Raw genomic sequence first — 18,843 nt, 5'->3', positions numbered from 1 at the left:
GGCGAGAAAAATATCTGTAAAATTAACTGATTTTTTGGGGAAAAGGTTTGTGGATTTATAAAAGTTTCTAACTACTTGAAAGCAGACAAATCATTCGTCCCAATCTGCGATATCTACTTTCATTCTTAGATTAATAAACTGTTCAAAGCTTTCGTAAAAGCGTATAGAGGGAAATGTTCCACTTTCTTTGTTGCCTTTCCATGTAAGATGGACGACTACAAACTTTGATTTTATTTTTGGATTTCTTGAAACAAATAATACATCATCATTGCTTTGGAATTTACAAAGTGCGGAAGTTGTAAATCCAATTAAAATATGGTCTTGCTTCTTCGATTTAAAGAAATTAAAAAATGATGATTGATTTGATGTTGAACCTATTTCTTTCCTTAATTCATCTTCAAAAGCAATTTTTTGTTCTATTGAAATTGTTGTCCAAGGTTCTTGCAAAAAAGGTTTTGGTGGAAGTACTTTAAAAAAATCCTCAATTACGTGACTATCTACTCCACTCACATCAATTCTTAGAGGTTCATTTGGAAAATTAGGGGAATCATCAAAAGTAACTCCACCTTGTGCAAATATAAAGTAGCCGTTTTCAAGTTGAATATTGATTCTCAAAGAATTCCAAATATCAAAATGAGGTTTATTAGTCTTCCAGAATTTCCGAACAAATTTTTGGATATGCTCAAAATAGTAATCTGTTGGTAAAAAGACTCCTTGTAAACATCCCATACTTTCATCTATTATTTGTAAATTAGTCGTACCAATAAGATTTGTATCGGAATATACATCAGCTTTCATAGAAATATTTTTTGTTTCAGTGGCTGGTGTCACACCAGACATCATGCGTAAGGAATTCAAGTGTTTGATTATTAGTTAGTTGAAGAGAAAATGTATCATTGATGGCTTTGTATTCAAAACCTAAGCCACAGCAAAACCTGTATATTGTCGTGCATGGGCAGGGTGAAAGCCCAATACAATATCAGTTGCAGGAATGCCTTTTTTGATTAACTCCTCGGCAACTAATGTGTCGGTATTATTAACTAAAATCCAGACTCTACCATTGGGTTTTATGTCAAAATGAAAAACGACTTGATAGATAAAACGTTTCTCAAACCAGCCTGTTTCAACTAATTGAAAATGGTTGTTTTTAAAATCAGTAATTACTTGCAATTCAATAGTTCCCAAATCTTTGGAAATAGATTCAGCTACTAAAAAATCGGTTAAAATTTTCTGATATTTCTTTATCTTTCTATCCATTGTGTAATGTTTTTATGCTCTGAATCAAAAATAATGAGATTAATATTGAAGTGAATACAAAGGTTTTCAATGTCAATATCTTTGAAAAAACTTTGATAAATTTCCTCTGTTACTGCTAAGAATAGCTTTCTTTCTGGGTCTTTGTTTTCTAAAAAGTAGCGATAAATACCATATTGACCAAAAGCTGCATGAAAATCATAAGTTACCGAAGAGCCTAAAAAACTTTTAATTTCTACTGCAATATGTTCAACTCCTCGTTCAGCGATGAGGATTTTTTCTGCTCCCAAGTCTATTTCGTAAGGCTTACTCTTAGTGCTTCGATTTAATAAATACGGGTCATGTGTTATGAGCCAATCATCTTTCTCTAATGCTTCTTTAACGATTTGGTGATAAATATCTTTTGCCATAAAGTAAAATTACAGAAAAATTGGAATTTTACTTTATGATATGTAAATCGTTGAGACAGCTATCCCCCACAACATTTCTTAAACTTCTTCCCACTTCCGCAGGGACAAGGAGCATTTCTGTTGATAGAAATTGCTTCACTTTTGGGCGGAGGGATAATCCTTCCACTCACATAAAACCACGTTCCGTTCTCTTTTTTGAAAACTGATTGCTCATGGTGAATTTGGAGGATATTCTTTTTATCTCGATAATAGGCTTTAAATTCTACTTCGCCCAAATCATCATTTTCTAATCCGTTTTTGCAAGCAAGAACTTCTAATTTTTGCCATGAACTTTCTTTTGCCCACGCTTCAATGTCGGTTTTAGCATAATTGGCTCTTTGTGAGATATGAGTGCTATCAACCAAATATTGAGACGCAACCGTAACATAAGCCGAATACCGTGAACGCATCAAGGCTTGGGCGGTTGGGGCAGACGTTTTGCCTTCAATAATGAGCTGGCAACATTCTTCAAAAGCATTGTTTGACCCGCAAGGGCATTGGTTTTGCATAGGTTTACTGAATTTCTTTTATCAGTTTGGTTATACGTTCTTTAGCTTCCATTAAAATCATGTAAATATGAAAAATATCGTCTCGACTTGATTCATAAGCCTTACTGACGGAGAATTCCTTATTTTCTAAGGTAACAAATCTCCAGTTTTTACCAATAACATAGCAACCTAAAATTGGGAATTGATGATTGTTGAGTTCTTGAGCAGTGAGCATTGCGGCTAATAATTGCCCACGTGGGTCATTATTTTGCTTGATTTCAGGTTTATACTCATGAATGAAAAAGAAGGGAATTCTGGGTTTTTGGATACCCATTGCCACGATTAACTCTACACGTCCACGCATATCAATTCCTTCGATTTTTGCATTAATAGTTCGCTCTGCAAATGTTCTATAATTATGCCCTTTTAATTTAATTAGATTGAGTAAGCGACTAATTACAAATAACTTTAGTTCTTCTTCATTGTAAAATTCTGAAGAATCTTGTAATTCCTCTTTAATCTCATCTAATTCAATTTTGACAGTATCAGATATAGGTATTTTTACATCAATCCAACTTTTGAGAATAGCAGATTTAGGGTTTTCTACCAAGTTAAATGATACAATTAAGTCCTCCGTTTCCCATTTTTCAAATGTCTTCATAATTTGTCTTTATTTTGATTATAAAATTAATAAAAAAAGCCTTCATTTAGCGTGAAGACTTTTTCAATAAGGATAATAAGAGTATTAATTCTTCAAAATTTCAAACTCAACACGTCGGTTAATAGCTTGATTCTCTGGCGTATCGTTATTCACTTTCGGACGAGTTTTACCATAACCTTTTGCCGAAATTCGTTCAGTTGGTACACCTTGTGTGAGTAAGTAGTTACGTACAACATCGGCACGTTCTTGTGAGAGTTTGTTGTTTATTTCGTCTGAACCTACATTATCGGTGTGTCCACTAATTTCCGAAACGATTTTCTTATTGGCTTTGAAAAACTCTGCAATACGGTTTAGCTCTGGATATGATTCTGGTTTGAGTGCTGCTTTACCGAATTCAAAGAAAATATTGTTCATCTCCACTTTTACACCTACTTCAACAGGTTTAACGGTCATATCTTTTCCTTCAATTTCAAGATATTTACCATTTAATTTTGTTAAATCTATATTTTGAGATGTTCCAACGTAGCCTTCAATTTTGGTCGTAATTCCGTAGTTTTTACCATAAGGCAAAACGATTTTGTAAATACCCGTAATTGGGTCGGGTGTGGCAACGCCTAACTCTTTTCCATTGGTCAAATCTTCATAAATAATTTTGGTATTAACAGGGACTTTTCCTGTTTTGGCATCAATTACTTTTCCAGAAACTAAAACCACAGGGTCAGATTTTGTTGTTTCGGTTTTCGTTGGTTTCGTATCGCTTGGCTTTTTGTCCCCTCCTGCCATTGGCGAAGTTGTACTTGCGGGAACTTCAACGGCTTTTGGCTGGTCTAATTTCAAGCGGAAAATGTCTTTTTTCCCAAGCGAATTATTGCTTGAAATGAAATAGGCATAGTCGCCCGCCGCCGAAATGGTGTAATAGGCATCATATTGGTCGGTATTGATGGGTTCGCCTAAATTGGTAGGTTCTGTCCAATTAATCCAAGTTTCGTCCTTTCTTTTACAAACCCAAATATCGTTACTACCTTTTCCACCTTCACGGTTACTTGAAAAATAGAGTGTTTTGCCATCGGCAGCTAAGAATGGCGTTGTTTCTGTAAAATCCGTATTTACATCGTCCCCCAAATTCATGGGTTCAGACCAAGTGCCGTCTTTTTCTAAAAATGAGGCATAAATATCGTCTTCATCGGAGTTTTTCTTTTCTGAAAAAGCCATCAAAAGCACTTTGCCATCATTTGAAAGATAACCGTACTCATTTTTCCCACGACTCATTTTTTCGTATTTAGGAATGTCTAATTTCTTAGGAATTTCCCAACCCGAAGCCGTTTTTTTAGAAATCGAAAATCCACGAGTTTCATATTGTCCGTTTACGTAAGCACCTTTTACCAAAATCGTTTGACCATCGGGCGAAACGCTGTAAATGGTGTTGTATTGGTCACGATTGAGGGCTTCAGACATACGTCTTGAGGTCGTCCACGCACCCATAAGGCTTTCGGAATACCAAATATCTTGCGAACCAGCAATTTGCTCTGTTCCTGCCATTCCGAACTTGTTTTGGGGGTGATTTTTTCGCCCAAAATAAAGCGTTTTCCCATCGGGAGACATCACAGGGTTTAATTCAGAATATTCAGTATTGACGGCAGAACCGATACTTTCGGGCTTGTTTTGAGCAAAAAGTGCGGTACTTTGAGCAAAAAGAAGAGCTGTGCAAACGAAAGGAAAAGTGGATTTCATGTTAAAATTTTGATTGACGGCTTTTGTAACGAATATAATTTCATAGAGTTAATAGATTGCAATATTACTTATTAGGAGTAAAATTTAGTAATTCTGCTCAACTTCCCGAAAGTTTTAGAACTTTCGGGAAGTTCTTATTCCAGTAAGTTATATCATTCTCTATAATTAAAATACCCTTCTGAAAATCATAGTGTTACTTATTTTTGAATAACGTATTTTGGTGTAAAAAATTACGATTATAAGTAGGGGTTGGAATTTAGGTGTTAGGCATTAGTGTTGGAACTCACTATTAATCAAGCTATTCCAACATAAACTAATACTTTTAAATCCTATGATTCCTGTTTAAACGCTGTCAGGTTCAAACCCTGACAGCGTTAGACGAATAAATTATTCTCTAACTAAGCTCTTCCAATCCACTTGCCAACTAATTCACCTTCAGAAGAGTCGTTTTTTAGTTTTTCCAACAAAGAATCAATGTTATCATCAACGATTAGCATTTGTAGATTAGCTTCCTTCAAAAATCCTTCCGAAACCATCTTTTCGAGCATTTTTAATAAATCATCGTAAAAACCATTGGTATTTAACACGCCAATCGGCATTTTATGAAGTCCTAATTGTCGCCAAGTCAAGATTTCAAAAAGTTCGTCCAATGTTCCCCAACCACCTGGTAAAGCAATAACGGCATCTGATTTCTCCGCCATGATTTGCTTACGAGTGTGCATCGTTTCTGTAACGATACATTCCGTTAGGCCTTTGTGTTGAACTTCCCAAGGCTCCATAAAAGAAGGAATTACTCCGATTGCTTCGCCACCATTTGCCAAAATTGCATCGGCAACTGTTCCCATTAAACCAACGCTACCTCCGCCGTAAATTAGGCTAAGTCCTTGTTTAGCAAGTGTTTCGCCAACTTGTGTGGCTGTTTTTTTATAAATTTCGTTGTGACCTGCTGATGAACCGCAGTAGATTAAAATGTTTTTCACTATCTCGGAATTGTTTTTTTAGTTTCGTAAAAATAAGAAGATAATTACGGTAGAACAGGTTTTAACCTGTTTTTTGATGAATAGAGAGGTTGAATAAGGTCTCTATTTCAATAAATCCTCCAAAGCCATTCTCACATCTGTAAATTTATACTGAAAATCTGTTTCTAACTTAATTCTTTGGTTTAAAGCATAATTTCCTCCCAATACAATACTTGCCATTTCGCCAAAAACTAACTTCATAGCAAATGCAGGAACATTTGGCATCCAAAACGGGCGTTTTAAAACTTCAGCTGAAAGTTTCGTTAATTCATAATTGGTCACAGGGTTTGGAGCAACGGCATTGTAAAAGCCTTTCATGCTATCATCAGTGATAGACTTTACGTACAATTCGCACAAATCATCTAAATAAATCCAAGATTGCCATTGTTTTCCCGTTCCCAAAGCAGCTCCAACACCCCAGCGAACAGGTTGGATAATTCTTGGTAAAGCTCCTCCCTTTTCGCTCAAAACAATGCCTGTTCGTAATTTCACCGTTCTGATTCCTAAATCTTGAATTTCATCCGCCGCCGCTTCCCACTGAATACAACAATCTGCTACAAAATCATTTCCTGCGGTGTGTTGTTCGGAAATGTGTTCATCGCCCGTGTCTGCTCCATAAAAACCAATACCCGAAGCTGATATAAAAGATTTAATTTTATGTGGAATTGTTTTCAGTTTATTCGTAATCAATTGAATAGACTTCGTTCGACTTTTGATGATTTCTCGTTTTCGGGCTTTGCTCCAATTTTCATCAGCAATGCCTGCTCCTGCGAGATGCACAAGGTAATCAGCTTCTTTAATTGCCTTTTCGTCAATGATGCTTTTTTCAATATCCCAATGAAAAGTTTTGATTTTGCCATTTGTAGAACTCGGTTTACGGCTCAAATGAGAAACGGTAAAACCTTTGGCAATGAGTATTTCTGTGAGTCGAGTTCCGACTAAGCCAGAACCACCTGTGATGAGTACATTCATATTGTTATTGCGAAATAAGTTTAATCTAACAACTAATAACTCCCCTTCAAGTTTAATTCTTTTACACCGTTTCTCAATTTTTCCATAAACTCTTTGCCCGGGTCGCTTTTTTCGGTTCGGTAATTGGCGTCAGTTTCTTTCCAAAGGGCTGTGTTTTGGAAGGAAATATATTCATGATGTCCGATTAAATATTCAATAGATTTATACTTCTTTTTGAGATATTTTACTAACCAAATATTGGCTTTAAGCTGTGCTTCGGTAAGGGGAAATTTATCGCCATCGCCAACATTTTCAATACCCAAAGCACACCAATTTAAGCCAATTACGTGTCGAGCCATGAGATTTTCGGGCATCAATCGGTAAATTTTTCCATCTCTATCTACCAAAAAATGAATTGAAACATTCAGTGGACTTGCTCCTTTTAACTCTTTTCGAGCATTGGGCAATAAAACAGGGTTAAAAGTATTGAATGAACCTTCGAATGTCGGAATGGCTGTCCAATGCGATACGATAATTTTGGGCGAAATTGTTGGTTCTGTGGGAATTAGCCCATGTCTTTCTTGCAAATACTGCAATGAAAGAGCTTTTCGGGTGGAATCATAAATGATTGGTCGTTCGGTGATTTTCTGTGCAAAACCTTCAAAAGCCATTAAAAATAGAAAGGCAAAAAGGATTGTTGGTTTCATGATGAAGAGGTTTTAGCTGAAATCAGCCTATTGAATGCTAAGACAATTTACTAAAAAATACCTATCTTCGATTATTTGTTTCACAGGAAAATAGACAATATGAATTCGATGGTAAAAAAGTTTCTCTCAATGATAGATGTTTTCGGTTTTTTTGAAAGAGACCCGTTTGGAAACTCTATGTTTTTAAAGAGAATAATCGTGATGATTTTGGGAGCGGTAACGTACAGTCGCTTGCGAGGCGTGAACAAAACCCAAATAAGTGGAACAGAACATTTGGAAGGTTTGCCACGTACAGGCGTATTATTTCTTTCCAATCATCAGACCTATTTCATGGATGTTATTGCTCTTTATCACATATTTTTTAGTGTGAAATGGGGGTTCAGAAACTCGGTTAATTTTCCAATTTATTTATTAGCTCCACGTTCAAGGGTGTTTTATGTAGCGGCTTCGGAGACGATGAAAGATGGTGGTTTGATACCAAGAATATTTTCACAGGCAGGGGCAATCTTGGTAAATCGTTCGTGGCGAGCAGAGGGCAAAGATGTGAAACGTGCGGTTGATACTTCGGCAGATGACAAAGTTGGAAAAGGGCTTTCTTATGGTTGGGTAGTGAGTTTTCCGCAAGGAACAACAACCCCCTACGCACCTTTACGGAAAGGAACAGCCCATTTGATAAAAGCACACAATCCAATTGTAGTTCCCGTAGTCATTAATGGGTTCAGAAGAGCATTTGATAAAAAAGGCTTACGATTCAAGAAAGCGAATACTACTTTGACGGTGAACTTTAAAGAACCAATTCGCTTTGACCCCGAAATGCCTGTGGAGGAAATAATTGATATGTTAAGAGATAGAATTGAGCAAAATATTCCTGTTGATAAATTGACGTGGAAACGTGAAGTGTGATGATTAGCACGCAGATGACGCAGATGCCTTCGGCAACGCAGATTTAAGAGACTTTTTTATTTTTCCAACTTGGATTAATATTATCTTAAAACAAATAAAACGTAATACCTTTTAAAAAATCTGCGAAAACCTGCGTTGGCGAAGCCATCAGCGTCATCAGCGTGCCAAGCTAAAACCTATATTAATATGTTACACAAAACCCGTGGTATAGTTATTAATTACATTCGTTATCGGGAGACTTCGGTAATCGTAAAAATCTATACCGAAGAATTTGGCATTCAGACTTATATTGAAAATGGGGTGAGAAGTGCGAAATCAAAGAATAAAATTGCTCTATTTCAGCCACTTACGCTTTTAGATTTAGTTATTTATCACAAAGAAGGAAAAGGTATTCAGCGGATTTCGGAGATAAAATGTAATGCTCCATTTCAGACAATTCCATTTGATATTTATAAATCGTCAATTGCTTTATTTATTACCGAAATTTTGTCTAAATCGCTTCACGAAGAAACGACAAACCCTCATTTATTTCATTTCTTGCATAACTCCATTCTTTGGCTTGACGGCACAGAGGAGCATTTTGAGAATTTCCATTTACAGTTTCTCTTACGATTGGGAACATACTTAGGTTTTTCTCCCGAAAATGCCCATGAAATCTCCCATGAATTGAATCTTCATAATTTGCCAGTATTGACTAAAGTGCTTGAATATCAGTTGGATGTGCTAATGAATACACAATACGACAAAGCTCCAAAGATTGACCGATTTTCCAGAAATCAATTATTAGACTCCATCATATTGTTTTATCGTTTGCACGTAGATACGCTGACAGAAGTGAAGTCGTTGGGGGTTTTGCATGAGGTGATGCGCTAAATCTTCCGCTTCAACTCAAAATGTTTACCCAAATACAAACGTCTAACTTGTTCATCATCAGCGAGTTCTTGGGGTGTGCCAGCTTTTAGGATTTTGCCTTCAAAGAGTAAATAGGCACGGTCGGTAATGGAAAGGGTTTCGTCAACATTGTGGTCGGTAATCAGAATCCCGATGTTACGGTATTTGAGTTTTGCTACAATGCCTTGAATTTCCTCAACCGCAATGGGGTCAACGCCTGCAAAGGGTTCATCTAATAAAATAAACTTTGGGTCAACTGCCAAAGCACGAGCAATTTCAGTTCTTCTACGCTCCCCTCCTGATAAAACCTGTCCCAAATTTTTACGGACGTGCGTCAATGAAAACTCCTCCAAAAGTGATTCTGTTTTTTCCTTTTGCTCTTTTTTCGAGAGTTTGGTCATTTCCAAAACCGCCAAAATATTTTCCTCTACCGATAAAGTACGAAAAACTGAAGCTTCTTGAGCCAAGTATCCGATTCCAAGTCTTGCACGCTTGTACATAGGCAAGTCTGTAACGTCGGTGTCGTCTAAATACACTTTGCCAGAATTGGGTTTTACTAAGCCTGTTGCCATGTAGAAAGAGGTAGTTTTCCCTGCACCGTTCGGCCCTAAAAGTCCCACGATTTCCCCTTGTGCTACTTGGTAGCTAACGTTGTCATTGACAGTACGTTGCCCGTATTTTTTGACTAAGTTTTCTGTTTTTAGTATCATTTTTTCTAATATTCAATTTGACAAAATAAGCGTATATTTGTTTTAAAATACGTTTTATAGCAGAGAATACAGCTAAATTTGTCTATCATAAAATAAAAACTAATGTCTTATAAAAATTTTCGATTTTCAGACCTTAAAGAGATTTTTGGTATTCATCAGACGACCAAACGCTTATTTGTTACGCCTACTACACCCGTTGAACCGTCTGATTTATTGGTATCTCTCCTCGAATTATCAAAAGGAATGCCTTTGACAACAGAAAAAGCCGTTTCAGAAGCTATTATTTTACCGATTCTCAGAGAAATTCGTAACCTAAATAAAGATTTTGTCGAATTATTTTCGGGTGAAAATCTTGATGCTGAAAAAGCCAAAGGGTTAAATGGTGAATGTGATTTCATTTTTGCCAAAGCCCCCGGTTCTGTTGAATTAACAGCTCCATTAATTGATGTTTGTGAGGCTAAAAAAGGCGATATTGACAATGCTAAAACCTTAGCTCAAAATGCTGCTCAGATGATAGGTGCAAGGCATTTTAATCAAAAATATAATTTGCCTTATACCAATATTTACGGAGCTTGTACCAATGGTTATGAATGGATTTTTCTTTATCTCGAAAATGACATTATTTACATTGATATTGACCGTTATTATCTCAATAATTTACCACAATTGCTTGGCGTTTTACAGAGGATTATTACTACATTTCGAGATTAAAATCACCCAACCCCAAATTTTATATCCTTCAACATCAACTGAAAACTCCTTTTTCCTTGCCATTCGTTGATTTCAATGGTATAACAAATGGAGAAAGGTTTTCCTTTGGATAATTCTTCGTAAAAATCCTCTACCATGCCAAAACCTACACAAGTGAACGCAGGTGAGCATCCACTCTGGGAATCTTCTTGAAAAACATTGATTTTCAAATGCTTTTCCTTCATTTTTATAGGTACACCGTGTAAAATTACATTTTCAGAAACAAAAACTGGTGTCATATTTTGAGGGCCAAAAGGGGACATTTGGCACATGATTCTGTGAAACTTATCGGTAATTTGACTCAGAGGTAAATTCATATCCACCGAAATCATGGGCGAAAGCTGTTCTGGTAAAATTTTACGAGAAACCACTTCTTCAAATTTACGTCTAAAATTCTCTATCTCGCTGATTTCTAAGGTTAAACCTGCTGCAAAGGTGTGTCCGCCAAATTGAATGAGGTGTTCTTCGCATTCTTCGATGGCTTCGTAAACGTCAAACCCCGGTACAGAACGAGCAGAACCCGCAGCGTGTCCTTGCGATTCGGTGAGAATAATGGTCGGGCGGTGATATTTTTCTATACAACGACTCGCCACAATGCCTATTACTCCTTTATTCCAATCATTTTTGAAAAGTACAGTGCTTTTGGCATTTTGTAGTATTTCGTCGTCTTGAATCATTTCCAAAACTTCTTCGGTAATACTTGAGTCAAGTCCTTTGCGGTCGGTGTTATGTTTGCTGATAATTTTTGCAAAATCAATCGCAGCGTCTTCATTATCAGACAATAACAAATTAACGGCATCATAAGCGTGTTTGATTCTGCCTGCTGCATTAATACGTGGCCCAAGTCCGAAAACGACTTTGGTAATGTCCATTTTCCCTTCCAAACCTGCCGATGACATCAAGGCTTTCAGTCCCGTTCTTGGATTGGTATTCAATTGTTGCAAACCAAAATATGCCATCGTGCGGTTTTCGCCTACAATGGGAACAATATCGCAAGAAATGGACGTAACTACCAAATCGAGATAAGGCAAAAGAAGTTCTTCGGAAATTCCTTGATTGGTACAAAATGCCTGTAACAACTTAAAACCCACGCCACAACCCGTCAATTCATCAAACGGATAAGTGCAATCTGAACGTTTGGGGTCAAGTACGGCAATGGCATCTGGAAGGTCGTTTTCGTCTGGGCGGTGGTGGTCGCAAATAATGAAATCTACGCCATGAGCTTTTGCCCAAGCCACTTTATCTTTCGATTTTATGCCACAGTCTAAACTTACAATCAAGCTAAAACCATTATCAGCGGCATATTCAATTCCCTTTTGAGAAACGCCATAACCTTCCGCATAACGGTCGGGAATATAAAATTCTAAAGGGCAATCTTCTCTATTTTGGAAAACGACGGTTTTTAAAAAACCATAAAACGTTGCTACTGAAGTCGTTCCATCAACATCATAATCGCCATAAACCAATATTTTTTCACCTTTAAAAATGGCTTCTTCCAAACGAGCAACGGCTTTATCCATGTCTTTCATCAAGAATGGGTTGTGCAATTGAGAAAGAGCAGGGCGAAAATAATCTTTGGCTTCGTCGAAACTCGTAATTTCTCTTTGAGCCAAAAGCGTAGCAATTTCGGTCGAAATATTTAGTTTTTCGACTAATAAATCAATCTGTTCTTGGGGTGGAACGGGTTTATAAATCCAACGTTTTTCTGTCATACAACAAAGTTAAAACCTTGATGCGTAGGATTGATATAAATTAAGAAGATTTAAGAGAAATGTCAAAAACTCATTCTAAGTCCTAAGCCCAAACCGTCTTGACTTGGTTTTATATCAAAGGCTGTTTTGGGTTTAGTAATGAGTTGGTTATAGCGTTTAGTTGCTTTGTGTAGGTGTGCATAACTATAAACTCGTAATAATGCTGATGCAAGCATAGTTACTCCGCCAATTATCATTAATTGATGTCCATCTTTAATGTATGAACCCGAATCTTGCACTAATCCGAAGGTGTAAAGAGGTCTGATAGTTTTCAAAACTCCTGTAAAAAACATAATAGACCCAATACCATAACCTGCAAAAAAGAATGGTCTTGTTTTTCTATGTATTTGATAGTCAGATAGAACTGTGCTATCTCCCAACTTATCATAATATTGTTTGAAAGGTTTATTTGAATAATACTTTTGATTTCCGATGATATAATTGTTACAACCCGCACCCATTTGCCAAGCTCCAGTATATATTCCAATAAGTAAAAGTGAAGTATTTTTTTCAATTTTAATCGTCGGAAAGGAATCCAAACGGCTGGAAATTCTCAAAGAATCTTGTGCTTTGATTTTTGAAATTGTGACGAAAATGAGAAGCGAGAACAATAGGGCTTTTTTCATGAAGGTAGTTTTGATTTAAGTGTAAAGTATAGAAAATGAATAGATTTTATCGTTTATCCCCTTAACAATCTCTCTTCAATAACCCTCTTAGAAGATTTTAATATCTTGAAAATATCAAATAATTCTTCTTTCACGGTACTGTCTAAAGCCTTACTGATGGCGTATTCATCATTCTTTAAGGTCATAAAATACCATTCTTTACCCCAAACCACAATACCATACATGGTGTCTTCTGGTTGTTTATTGAGAAACCTTGCAGCAATCATTTCTGCCAATAATTGACCGTCTGGGTCAGATGAAGATTGTTTAGTTCGTTTATATTCGTGAAAAAATAGGTAAGGCGTTTGAGGTTTATAAAGTCCTTTTGCGACAAACCAATCTATTTTTCCTGTGAGAATGAGATTGCCAAAATTGGCTTCTAATTTTTCATCAGCAAAGGCACTATAATTTTTTCCATCAAATTCCGCAAGATTCAAAATTGTGGATATGAAGCTCAATTTTAATGTTTCTTCGTTCCAGTCATTAATTCTTAGACTGGCTTTTTTACGAGCAATTTCTAATATTTTTTCTTCAAAATCATTAACCGTTTCAGCATTTTTAGAGTTTATCCAATCTATAAGAACGGGTAGGTTTTCAACTCTGGAAATACCAAAAGTAGTTTCGACAAAAGTCTTGTCGCAACGCTCAAAATTATATTTCGGAATATTTGAAGATACGGTAGCCATGTATAAATCTGTTTTTACAAATTTACAAAAACAATCTACACAAACCCCAACCCCTCAAACTTTTTCCCCAAAACCGCCACCGAATCTGTCTGTAACCATTTATCTAAAACAGTCGCATAAATATTTCTAAAATCAACTTTGTATTTTAAGTCTCCTTCGTCAAGGTTTTGTAAATCAGGGGATTGCATGAGATTTGAGTCGGTTTTTAGCTTCCCTCCCATTACAAAAACATTATTTGCCGTGCCGTGGTCGGTGCCGTTTGAGCCGTTCTGTTTTACCCTTCTGCCAAATTCCGAAAACGTCATTACCATCACATCATCTGTGCGTCCGTTGGCTTTTAAGTCGTCCATAAAAACACGCATAGCCTCGGCGTATTGTTTCAATAAACGTTCTTGTTGATTTACTTGATTTACGTGCGTATCAAAACTCCCATGCGATACATAATATACCTGTGTCTGCACGCCTGAGTTGATTAATTCCGAAATGGTTTTCATTCTTTTGCCTAACTCTGTTTGTGGATAAGTAGCTTTTGATTGATAAACTTTCGATTTTTCGTAAATATAATCTGCCGAAGAAATGGTTTCAGAAAGTGTTTTGTAGAGATAATTTACGTTATCAAATTCTTCGTGGTTGACTTTGGCGAGTTTTTCAAGAAATGGATTTTTCGTTTGTCGGTATAATTGAGCAGGATTTTGCACTGCCATGCCTTTTACTTTCGAGCCTTTTAGTGCCAAACTCAACGAATCATCAACCTCAATGGCAGCGTGTGGTTCGCATTTTCCTGAACATTGTGCATCTAAATATCTCCCCAACCAACCGCTTTTTAAATATTCGCTTGATGAACTACCTGTTTGCCAAATATCCATCGAACGAAAATGTGAACGGTCGGGATTTGGATAACCTACGTTGTTGATAATCTGCATCGAACCATTATCATAAAATCCTCTGATTGCTTCCAAAGCAGGATTTAAGCCAATCTCATCGTTCAATTTCAAGACTTTATCCGATTTAATTCCAATACTTGGGCGTTCACGATAATAAATGTCATTTCTGAAAGGAACAACTGTATTTAATCCGTCATTTCCTCCCGAAAGTTGAACAATTACTAATATTTTCCCTTGATTTTGGCTTTGAAGTTGTGCCAAAGCCTGTTGCTCAAATCCTTTTAAGAAATTGGGAATCAGCATTGTCCCTACTGTTGCAAAGGCTGATTTTTGGATAAATTCACGTCTGGAAGCCATATAATGATGTATTTTATTTCAAAATGCTTCTTTGACTGTTTGCTTTGGGAAAGGTTTAATTTTTGCCACGAAGAAGAGAATTGTAACGCAGGCAGGGTTAGCACCCTGCCTGCGTTTAACCGAAACTAAAACAAATTCCAACGAACACCTAAAAATCCTCTAATACCCTGTATCGGAGCATAACTGGCATCGGTATTAAAATAGTAACCTTTCGGAAAGACTCCCCAAGCCGAATCTTTTATTTGCTCTGGATGTAATTCATTGGATTGATAAACGATTTTTTGTTCTGGAAAGAAGTTAAATAAATTTTTTGCTCCTGCATAAATCTGTAAACCGTTATTGAATCGTCTTGAAATTTGAAGATTGGATATATTGAAAACAGGAGAATTAGCTTCCCGAATATCGTTGGTAATCAAAGGAATATCCATTGAGCCATAGATATTTCCTGTGAAATCAAACGTGATTTGCGTTTTGGGATGCGTATAAGAAATTGCATAGTTTGTTGTAAAAATGGGCGTTTTTTTCTGCCGAATCTTTATATCATTTTCTATTCTATAAATATCCGTGTAAGTCCCTCCTATTGTAAATTTTATCCCATTCGTGAAATTAGCGTCTATATTTATACTTGCCCCTTTCAATTCTCCGTAACCTTTCAAATTATCAAAAATTACTTTTGTAGGGTCGGTGTCATAGTCAGCAACAACTTTGTTTTTGAAATAAGTATAAAACACACTGGCATCAATGGAAACAAAACCCATTTGATGTGTAATAGTTTTTTGATAGTTCAAATTGGTATTCCATGATTTTTCTGGATTAAGTGCCGAACGAATTTCAACTTTTCTTGAACCCGAATAAACCGTTTCATCTTCTGAAAATAAATTAACGACTCGATAACCCGTACCAAAACTCAAACGAATAATATCCGCTTTTTCAGAATTATATTTCCAATTGACTCTCGGCGAAGCAATTCCTCCGTGAATATCATTGTAGTCGTAACGCACGCCAAGTAAAAGCGTATTGCGTTTGCTGAGTTTTATTTCGTCTTGTGCAAATATTCCAGGCAAAAAAGTCTTACTTGGTTTATTGATGGTCGAATCGTTTTCGTCTTGCGTTAAAGTATTATTGTCGTCATAAAAAGTATAGCGTAAAGCCACGCCAAAAAGAGCATCATGGTTTTTGCCCAATTTTTTATCCCAAATCAATTGTCCGAAAGCGATTTCTTGTTGAGCAATGTACGGTTTATTGCCATAAACAGAATTTTGGTCGTGATTATTATAAGAAAATTGTAGGTTAACTTGTTGATTATTAATGGGTAATTGATAATTTCCGATTACTTCCCAACGCTTTGTATAAATACTTTCACCATAAATTTTGTCATTTCCTCTGTCTGATTTTTGCCAATTGAGTTCTCCGCCAAAACGGTCTTCATTTACGTATCTACCCGCAAGTGTAAAAATCCGATTTTGCTTTCGTTGAAACGACCATTTATTAAAAACCGAAATTCTATTTTGTAGCGTTACATCGGTAAATCCGTCATGATTTTTATCAATTCTATTCTGAAAATTGAAATAATTGGCACTAATCATGGTATTTGCCGTTCCGATTTTTGCTTTTACAGCACCATCAAAAGTATGTTCGCCATAAGAGGTAGCGTTATAATCTAAGGAAACGAGCGGTGCTTTTATCGGATTTTTTGTGATAACATTAATCAATCCACCGACGGCTTCCGAACCATAAAGCGTTGAAGCTGGACCTTTTACAACTTCAATTCGTTCGACCATAGAATTAGGAATTCCCGAAAGTCCATACACCGTAGAAAGTGCCGAAACAATAGGCATACCGTCAATCGTAATCATGGTATAAGCTCCTTCCATGCCGTTTATGTGTATGTCGCCCGTATTACAAACACTACAATTCAACTGTGGACGAACGCCATTTACCATCGTGAGGGCTTCAAAAAGATTAGGCGTCGGATTTTTCTTGAAAAAGGTTGGCGTATAAATTTCAATAGGTGTTGAGGATAAATTAACCATTGTTTCTTTCATCGTTCCCGAAACAACAACTTCATTAAGTGCCGTTTGGTCTGGTTCAATTTCAAAGCTGACGGTCGATATTTTATCTTTCTGAATTTGAACGGTTCTCTGGGTAGTTTTATAACCCACGCCCGAAATCCGAATAATTTGCCTACCAACAGGAATATTTTTTAGCAAGAAATTACCTTCAATATCCGCTTGTGTACCTATTCCTTTTTGGTTTGAGAGAGTGATATTGACAAACTCTGCCGCTTTTCCATTGCTAATTATCTTTCCTTTTAAACCCTGAGCATCAATATATAAGGTATTAACAATTAATAAATTACATAAAAATAGGATTTTGAGGTAATGATGTGTTTTCATTTATCTATATTTTTAATTTTGTTAGTCATAAATAAAATTTAGATTTGTCTAAAAATTATGTAAATGTATAGTAAATAATCAAATCAAAAAAATAATTAGAAAGATTTTGGGAATACCTTTGTTATAATCTTTAAACAGATTCTTTATCAACGTCTTTACAAACTCTCATTGAAAATGAAATATTTGTTGCTGTCAATTGTTGTATTATTCTTTTTTCAGAATACTTTTTCTCAAAATAAAAACTGGTCAATTCACTTTCAACAGACCATTATTCCACAACATAAACTGAAAATAAATGCTCCATACAGTGGCGAAAATAGTCTTTCGGATACGGCAGAAACGCAGACATCATTGACTACCACTATATTTTTGGGCAGACGATTGTGGAAAGGTGCGGCCATTTTTTATAATCCAGAATTGGCAGGTGGTAGCGGACTTTCACAAGCCAGAGGAATAGCAGGTTTTACCAATGGAGAATGTTTCAGAATCGGAAATCCTTCTCCTGCAATTTATACGGCTCGTTTGTTTTTACGTCAAGATTTTTCCCTTTCAGGCGAAACACACGCAGATGTAAATGCTAAATCGAAAGATGTTCGTGGAGAAAATCACGCTTATCCCGTTGAACGAGAAGACGATGAAGCCAATAGTATTGGAGGTGAAAGACCCGTTAATCGCTTTACAATAAGTGTAGGGAAGTTTTCAATTGCGGATTATTTTGATAATAATGCTTATGCCCACGACCCAAGAAGTCAATTTATGAATTGGGCATTGATGTCAACAGGTGGTTGGGATTATCCCGCTAATACACGTGGATATACATGGAATGCGGTCTTGGAATACGTTCGAGAACATTGGGCGATTCGTGCAGGAACATCTTTAGTTCCTACAACTGCCAATGGACCAGACCTTAATTGGCAATGGAATGGCAATAACTCGAATACTCTTGAATTAGAAAAATACACAACATTTTTTGGAAAAGAAGGAAAGCTACGAGCCTTAGCATTTTATACAACAACCTATATGGGAAGTTATGCAGAAGCTATTAAACAAGTAAATCCAGATGTAATGCTAACTCGCCAAAACGGTAGAACAAAATATGGTTTCGGAATCAATTACGAACAAGAATTATCAACCGAATCAGGGCTATTTTTTAGAGCATCTTGGAACGACGGAAATAATGAAACATGGGCTTTTACCGAAATAGACCATTCTGTTAGTGGAGGATTTGTAAAAGATAACTTATTCGGAAGAAAACAAGATAGACTAAACGTTGGCTTTGCCTTTAATGGAATTTCTGATTTGCACCGTCAGTATTTGGCAAAAGGAGGATACGGTTTTATTATCGGAGATGGGAAATTGCCAAATTATGGGTTAGAGACAATTTTTGAAATAAATTATAACGCAAAAATTACCGATTGGTTATCAATTACGCCAGATTATCAATTAGTTATCAATCCAGCCTACAATCAAGACCGAAGTCCTGTTCACGCTTTCGCCTTGCGTATGCACACGGAGTTTTAAATAATTGTGATTGGTGAATTGTGATTCATAGAAGTCAGCTTGAGATTGTGATTTAGTGAATAATTTGGA

At 36.3% G+C, this 18,843-nt stretch carries 19 protein-coding genes; 4 read left to right on the top strand and 15 right to left on the bottom strand.

The genetic code is table 11. The annotated features are described in order from the left end of the window. Positions 1-90: 90 nt before the first annotated feature. The 9 genes from LV89_RS21245 to LV89_RS21205 all read right to left on the bottom strand — a co-directional run bounded on the left by LV89_RS21245 (position 91) and on the right by LV89_RS21205 (position 7,260). Positions 91-858, bottom strand: coding sequence for a hypothetical protein (locus tag LV89_RS21245; protein ID WP_146199222.1), 768 nt, complete (start codon positions 856-858; stop codon positions 91-93). Between the two features lie 60 nt (positions 859-918). Next, the gene (locus tag LV89_RS21240; RefSeq protein WP_109744963.1) at positions 919-1,257 is read right to left on the bottom strand and encodes a XisI protein; all 339 of its coding nucleotides are present in this window, start codon (positions 1,255-1,257) and stop codon (positions 919-921) included. Beyond that, positions 1,242-1,664, bottom strand: coding sequence for an element excision factor XisH family protein (locus tag LV89_RS21235; protein WP_109744941.1), 423 nt, complete (start codon positions 1,662-1,664; stop codon positions 1,242-1,244). Before LV89_RS21235 ends, LV89_RS21240 begins: the two co-directional genes overlap by 16 nt. Positions 1,665-1,723: 59 nt before the next feature. Further along, on the bottom strand, positions 1,724-2,212 hold the full coding sequence (locus tag LV89_RS21230) for a YchJ family protein (protein WP_109744940.1): 489 nt from the start codon (positions 2,210-2,212) through the stop codon (positions 1,724-1,726). A 4-nt stretch (positions 2,213-2,216) separates the two neighbouring features. Continuing rightward, positions 2,217-2,852 (bottom strand): hypothetical protein, encoded by a 636-nt coding sequence (locus LV89_RS21225; RefSeq protein ID WP_109744939.1) that lies wholly within the window; start codon positions 2,850-2,852, stop codon positions 2,217-2,219. A gap of 84 nt (positions 2,853-2,936) precedes the next feature. Next, positions 2,937-4,583, bottom strand: a complete 1,647-nt coding sequence (locus LV89_RS21220) for an OmpA family protein (RefSeq protein ID WP_109744938.1) — start codon at positions 4,581-4,583, stop codon at positions 2,937-2,939. Positions 4,584-4,981: 398 nt separating this feature from the next. Further along, positions 4,982-5,563, bottom strand: coding sequence for an LOG family protein (locus LV89_RS21215; protein WP_109744937.1), 582 nt, complete (start codon positions 5,561-5,563; stop codon positions 4,982-4,984). 102 nt (positions 5,564-5,665) lie between these two features. Beyond that, positions 5,666-6,574 (bottom strand): TIGR01777 family oxidoreductase, encoded by a 909-nt coding sequence (locus LV89_RS21210; protein WP_109744936.1) that lies wholly within the window; start codon positions 6,572-6,574, stop codon positions 5,666-5,668. A gap of 32 nt (positions 6,575-6,606) precedes the next feature. Beyond that, positions 6,607-7,260 carry a peptidoglycan recognition protein family protein gene (locus LV89_RS21205; RefSeq protein WP_109744935.1) on the bottom strand — a complete coding sequence of 218 codons (654 nt, stop codon included), beginning with the start codon at positions 7,258-7,260 and terminating at the stop codon, positions 6,607-6,609. Positions 7,261-7,389: 129 nt separating this feature from the next. Between LV89_RS21205 and LV89_RS21200 the strand changes: the two genes are divergently transcribed. Both LV89_RS21200 and recO read left to right on the top strand, forming a co-directional pair. Beyond that, positions 7,390-8,163 carry a lysophospholipid acyltransferase family protein gene (locus LV89_RS21200; protein ID WP_310588794.1) on the top strand — a complete coding sequence of 258 codons (774 nt, stop codon included), beginning with the start codon at positions 7,390-7,392 and terminating at the stop codon, positions 8,161-8,163. Positions 8,164-8,349: 186 nt separating this feature from the next. After that, positions 8,350-9,036: a DNA repair protein RecO gene (gene recO, locus LV89_RS21195; RefSeq protein ID WP_109744933.1), complete on the top strand. Its 687-nt coding sequence runs from the start codon at positions 8,350-8,352 to the stop codon at positions 9,034-9,036. On the opposite strand, the gene lptB is transcribed toward recO, so the two are convergent. Then, complete coding sequence (gene lptB, locus LV89_RS21190; RefSeq protein ID WP_109744932.1) at positions 9,033-9,764, bottom strand: LPS export ABC transporter ATP-binding protein; 732 nt, start codon at positions 9,762-9,764, stop codon at positions 9,033-9,035. The genes recO and lptB overlap by 4 nt on opposite strands. A gap of 102 nt (positions 9,765-9,866) precedes the next feature. Between lptB and LV89_RS21185 the strand changes: the two genes are divergently transcribed. Then, the gene (locus LV89_RS21185; protein WP_109744931.1) at positions 9,867-10,475 is read left to right on the top strand and encodes a hypothetical protein; all 609 of its coding nucleotides are present in this window, start codon (positions 9,867-9,869) and stop codon (positions 10,473-10,475) included. A gap of 2 nt (positions 10,476-10,477) precedes the next feature. On the opposite strand, the gene recJ is transcribed toward LV89_RS21185, so the two are convergent. The 5 genes from recJ to LV89_RS21160 form a co-directional block, all read right to left on the bottom strand. Beyond that, on the bottom strand, positions 10,478-12,226 hold the full coding sequence (gene recJ, locus LV89_RS21180) for a single-stranded-DNA-specific exonuclease RecJ (protein WP_109744930.1): 1,749 nt from the start codon (positions 12,224-12,226) through the stop codon (positions 10,478-10,480). A gap of 62 nt (positions 12,227-12,288) precedes the next feature. After that, a complete protein-coding gene (locus LV89_RS21175; protein WP_109744929.1) occupies positions 12,289-12,891 on the bottom strand; it encodes a hypothetical protein in 603 nt (200 codons plus the stop codon). Between the two features lie 53 nt (positions 12,892-12,944). Continuing rightward, complete coding sequence (locus LV89_RS21170; protein WP_109744928.1) at positions 12,945-13,616, bottom strand: hypothetical protein; 672 nt, start codon at positions 13,614-13,616, stop codon at positions 12,945-12,947. 35 nt (positions 13,617-13,651) lie between these two features. Further along, the gene (locus tag LV89_RS21165; RefSeq protein ID WP_109744927.1) at positions 13,652-14,857 is read right to left on the bottom strand and encodes a DUF1501 domain-containing protein; all 1,206 of its coding nucleotides are present in this window, start codon (positions 14,855-14,857) and stop codon (positions 13,652-13,654) included. A gap of 125 nt (positions 14,858-14,982) precedes the next feature. Continuing rightward, the gene (locus LV89_RS21160) at positions 14,983-17,253 is read right to left on the bottom strand and encodes a TonB-dependent receptor (RefSeq protein ID WP_109744926.1); all 2,271 of its coding nucleotides are present in this window, start codon (positions 17,251-17,253) and stop codon (positions 14,983-14,985) included. Between the two features lie 174 nt (positions 17,254-17,427). Here LV89_RS21160 and LV89_RS21155 point away from each other — a divergent pair, with 174 nt between their 5' ends. Beyond that, a complete protein-coding gene (locus LV89_RS21155) occupies positions 17,428-18,774 on the top strand; it encodes a carbohydrate porin (protein ID WP_109744925.1) in 1,347 nt (448 codons plus the stop codon). Positions 18,775-18,843 lie beyond the last annotated feature (69 nt).

This window comes from Arcicella aurantiaca (genome assembly GCF_003148625.1).
Lineage (GTDB): Bacteria > Bacteroidota > Bacteroidia > Cytophagales > Spirosomataceae > Arcicella > Arcicella aurantiaca.
The sequence above is the reverse complement of the archived record's forward strand: the minus strand, read 5'-3'. Positions and strand labels throughout refer to the sequence as shown.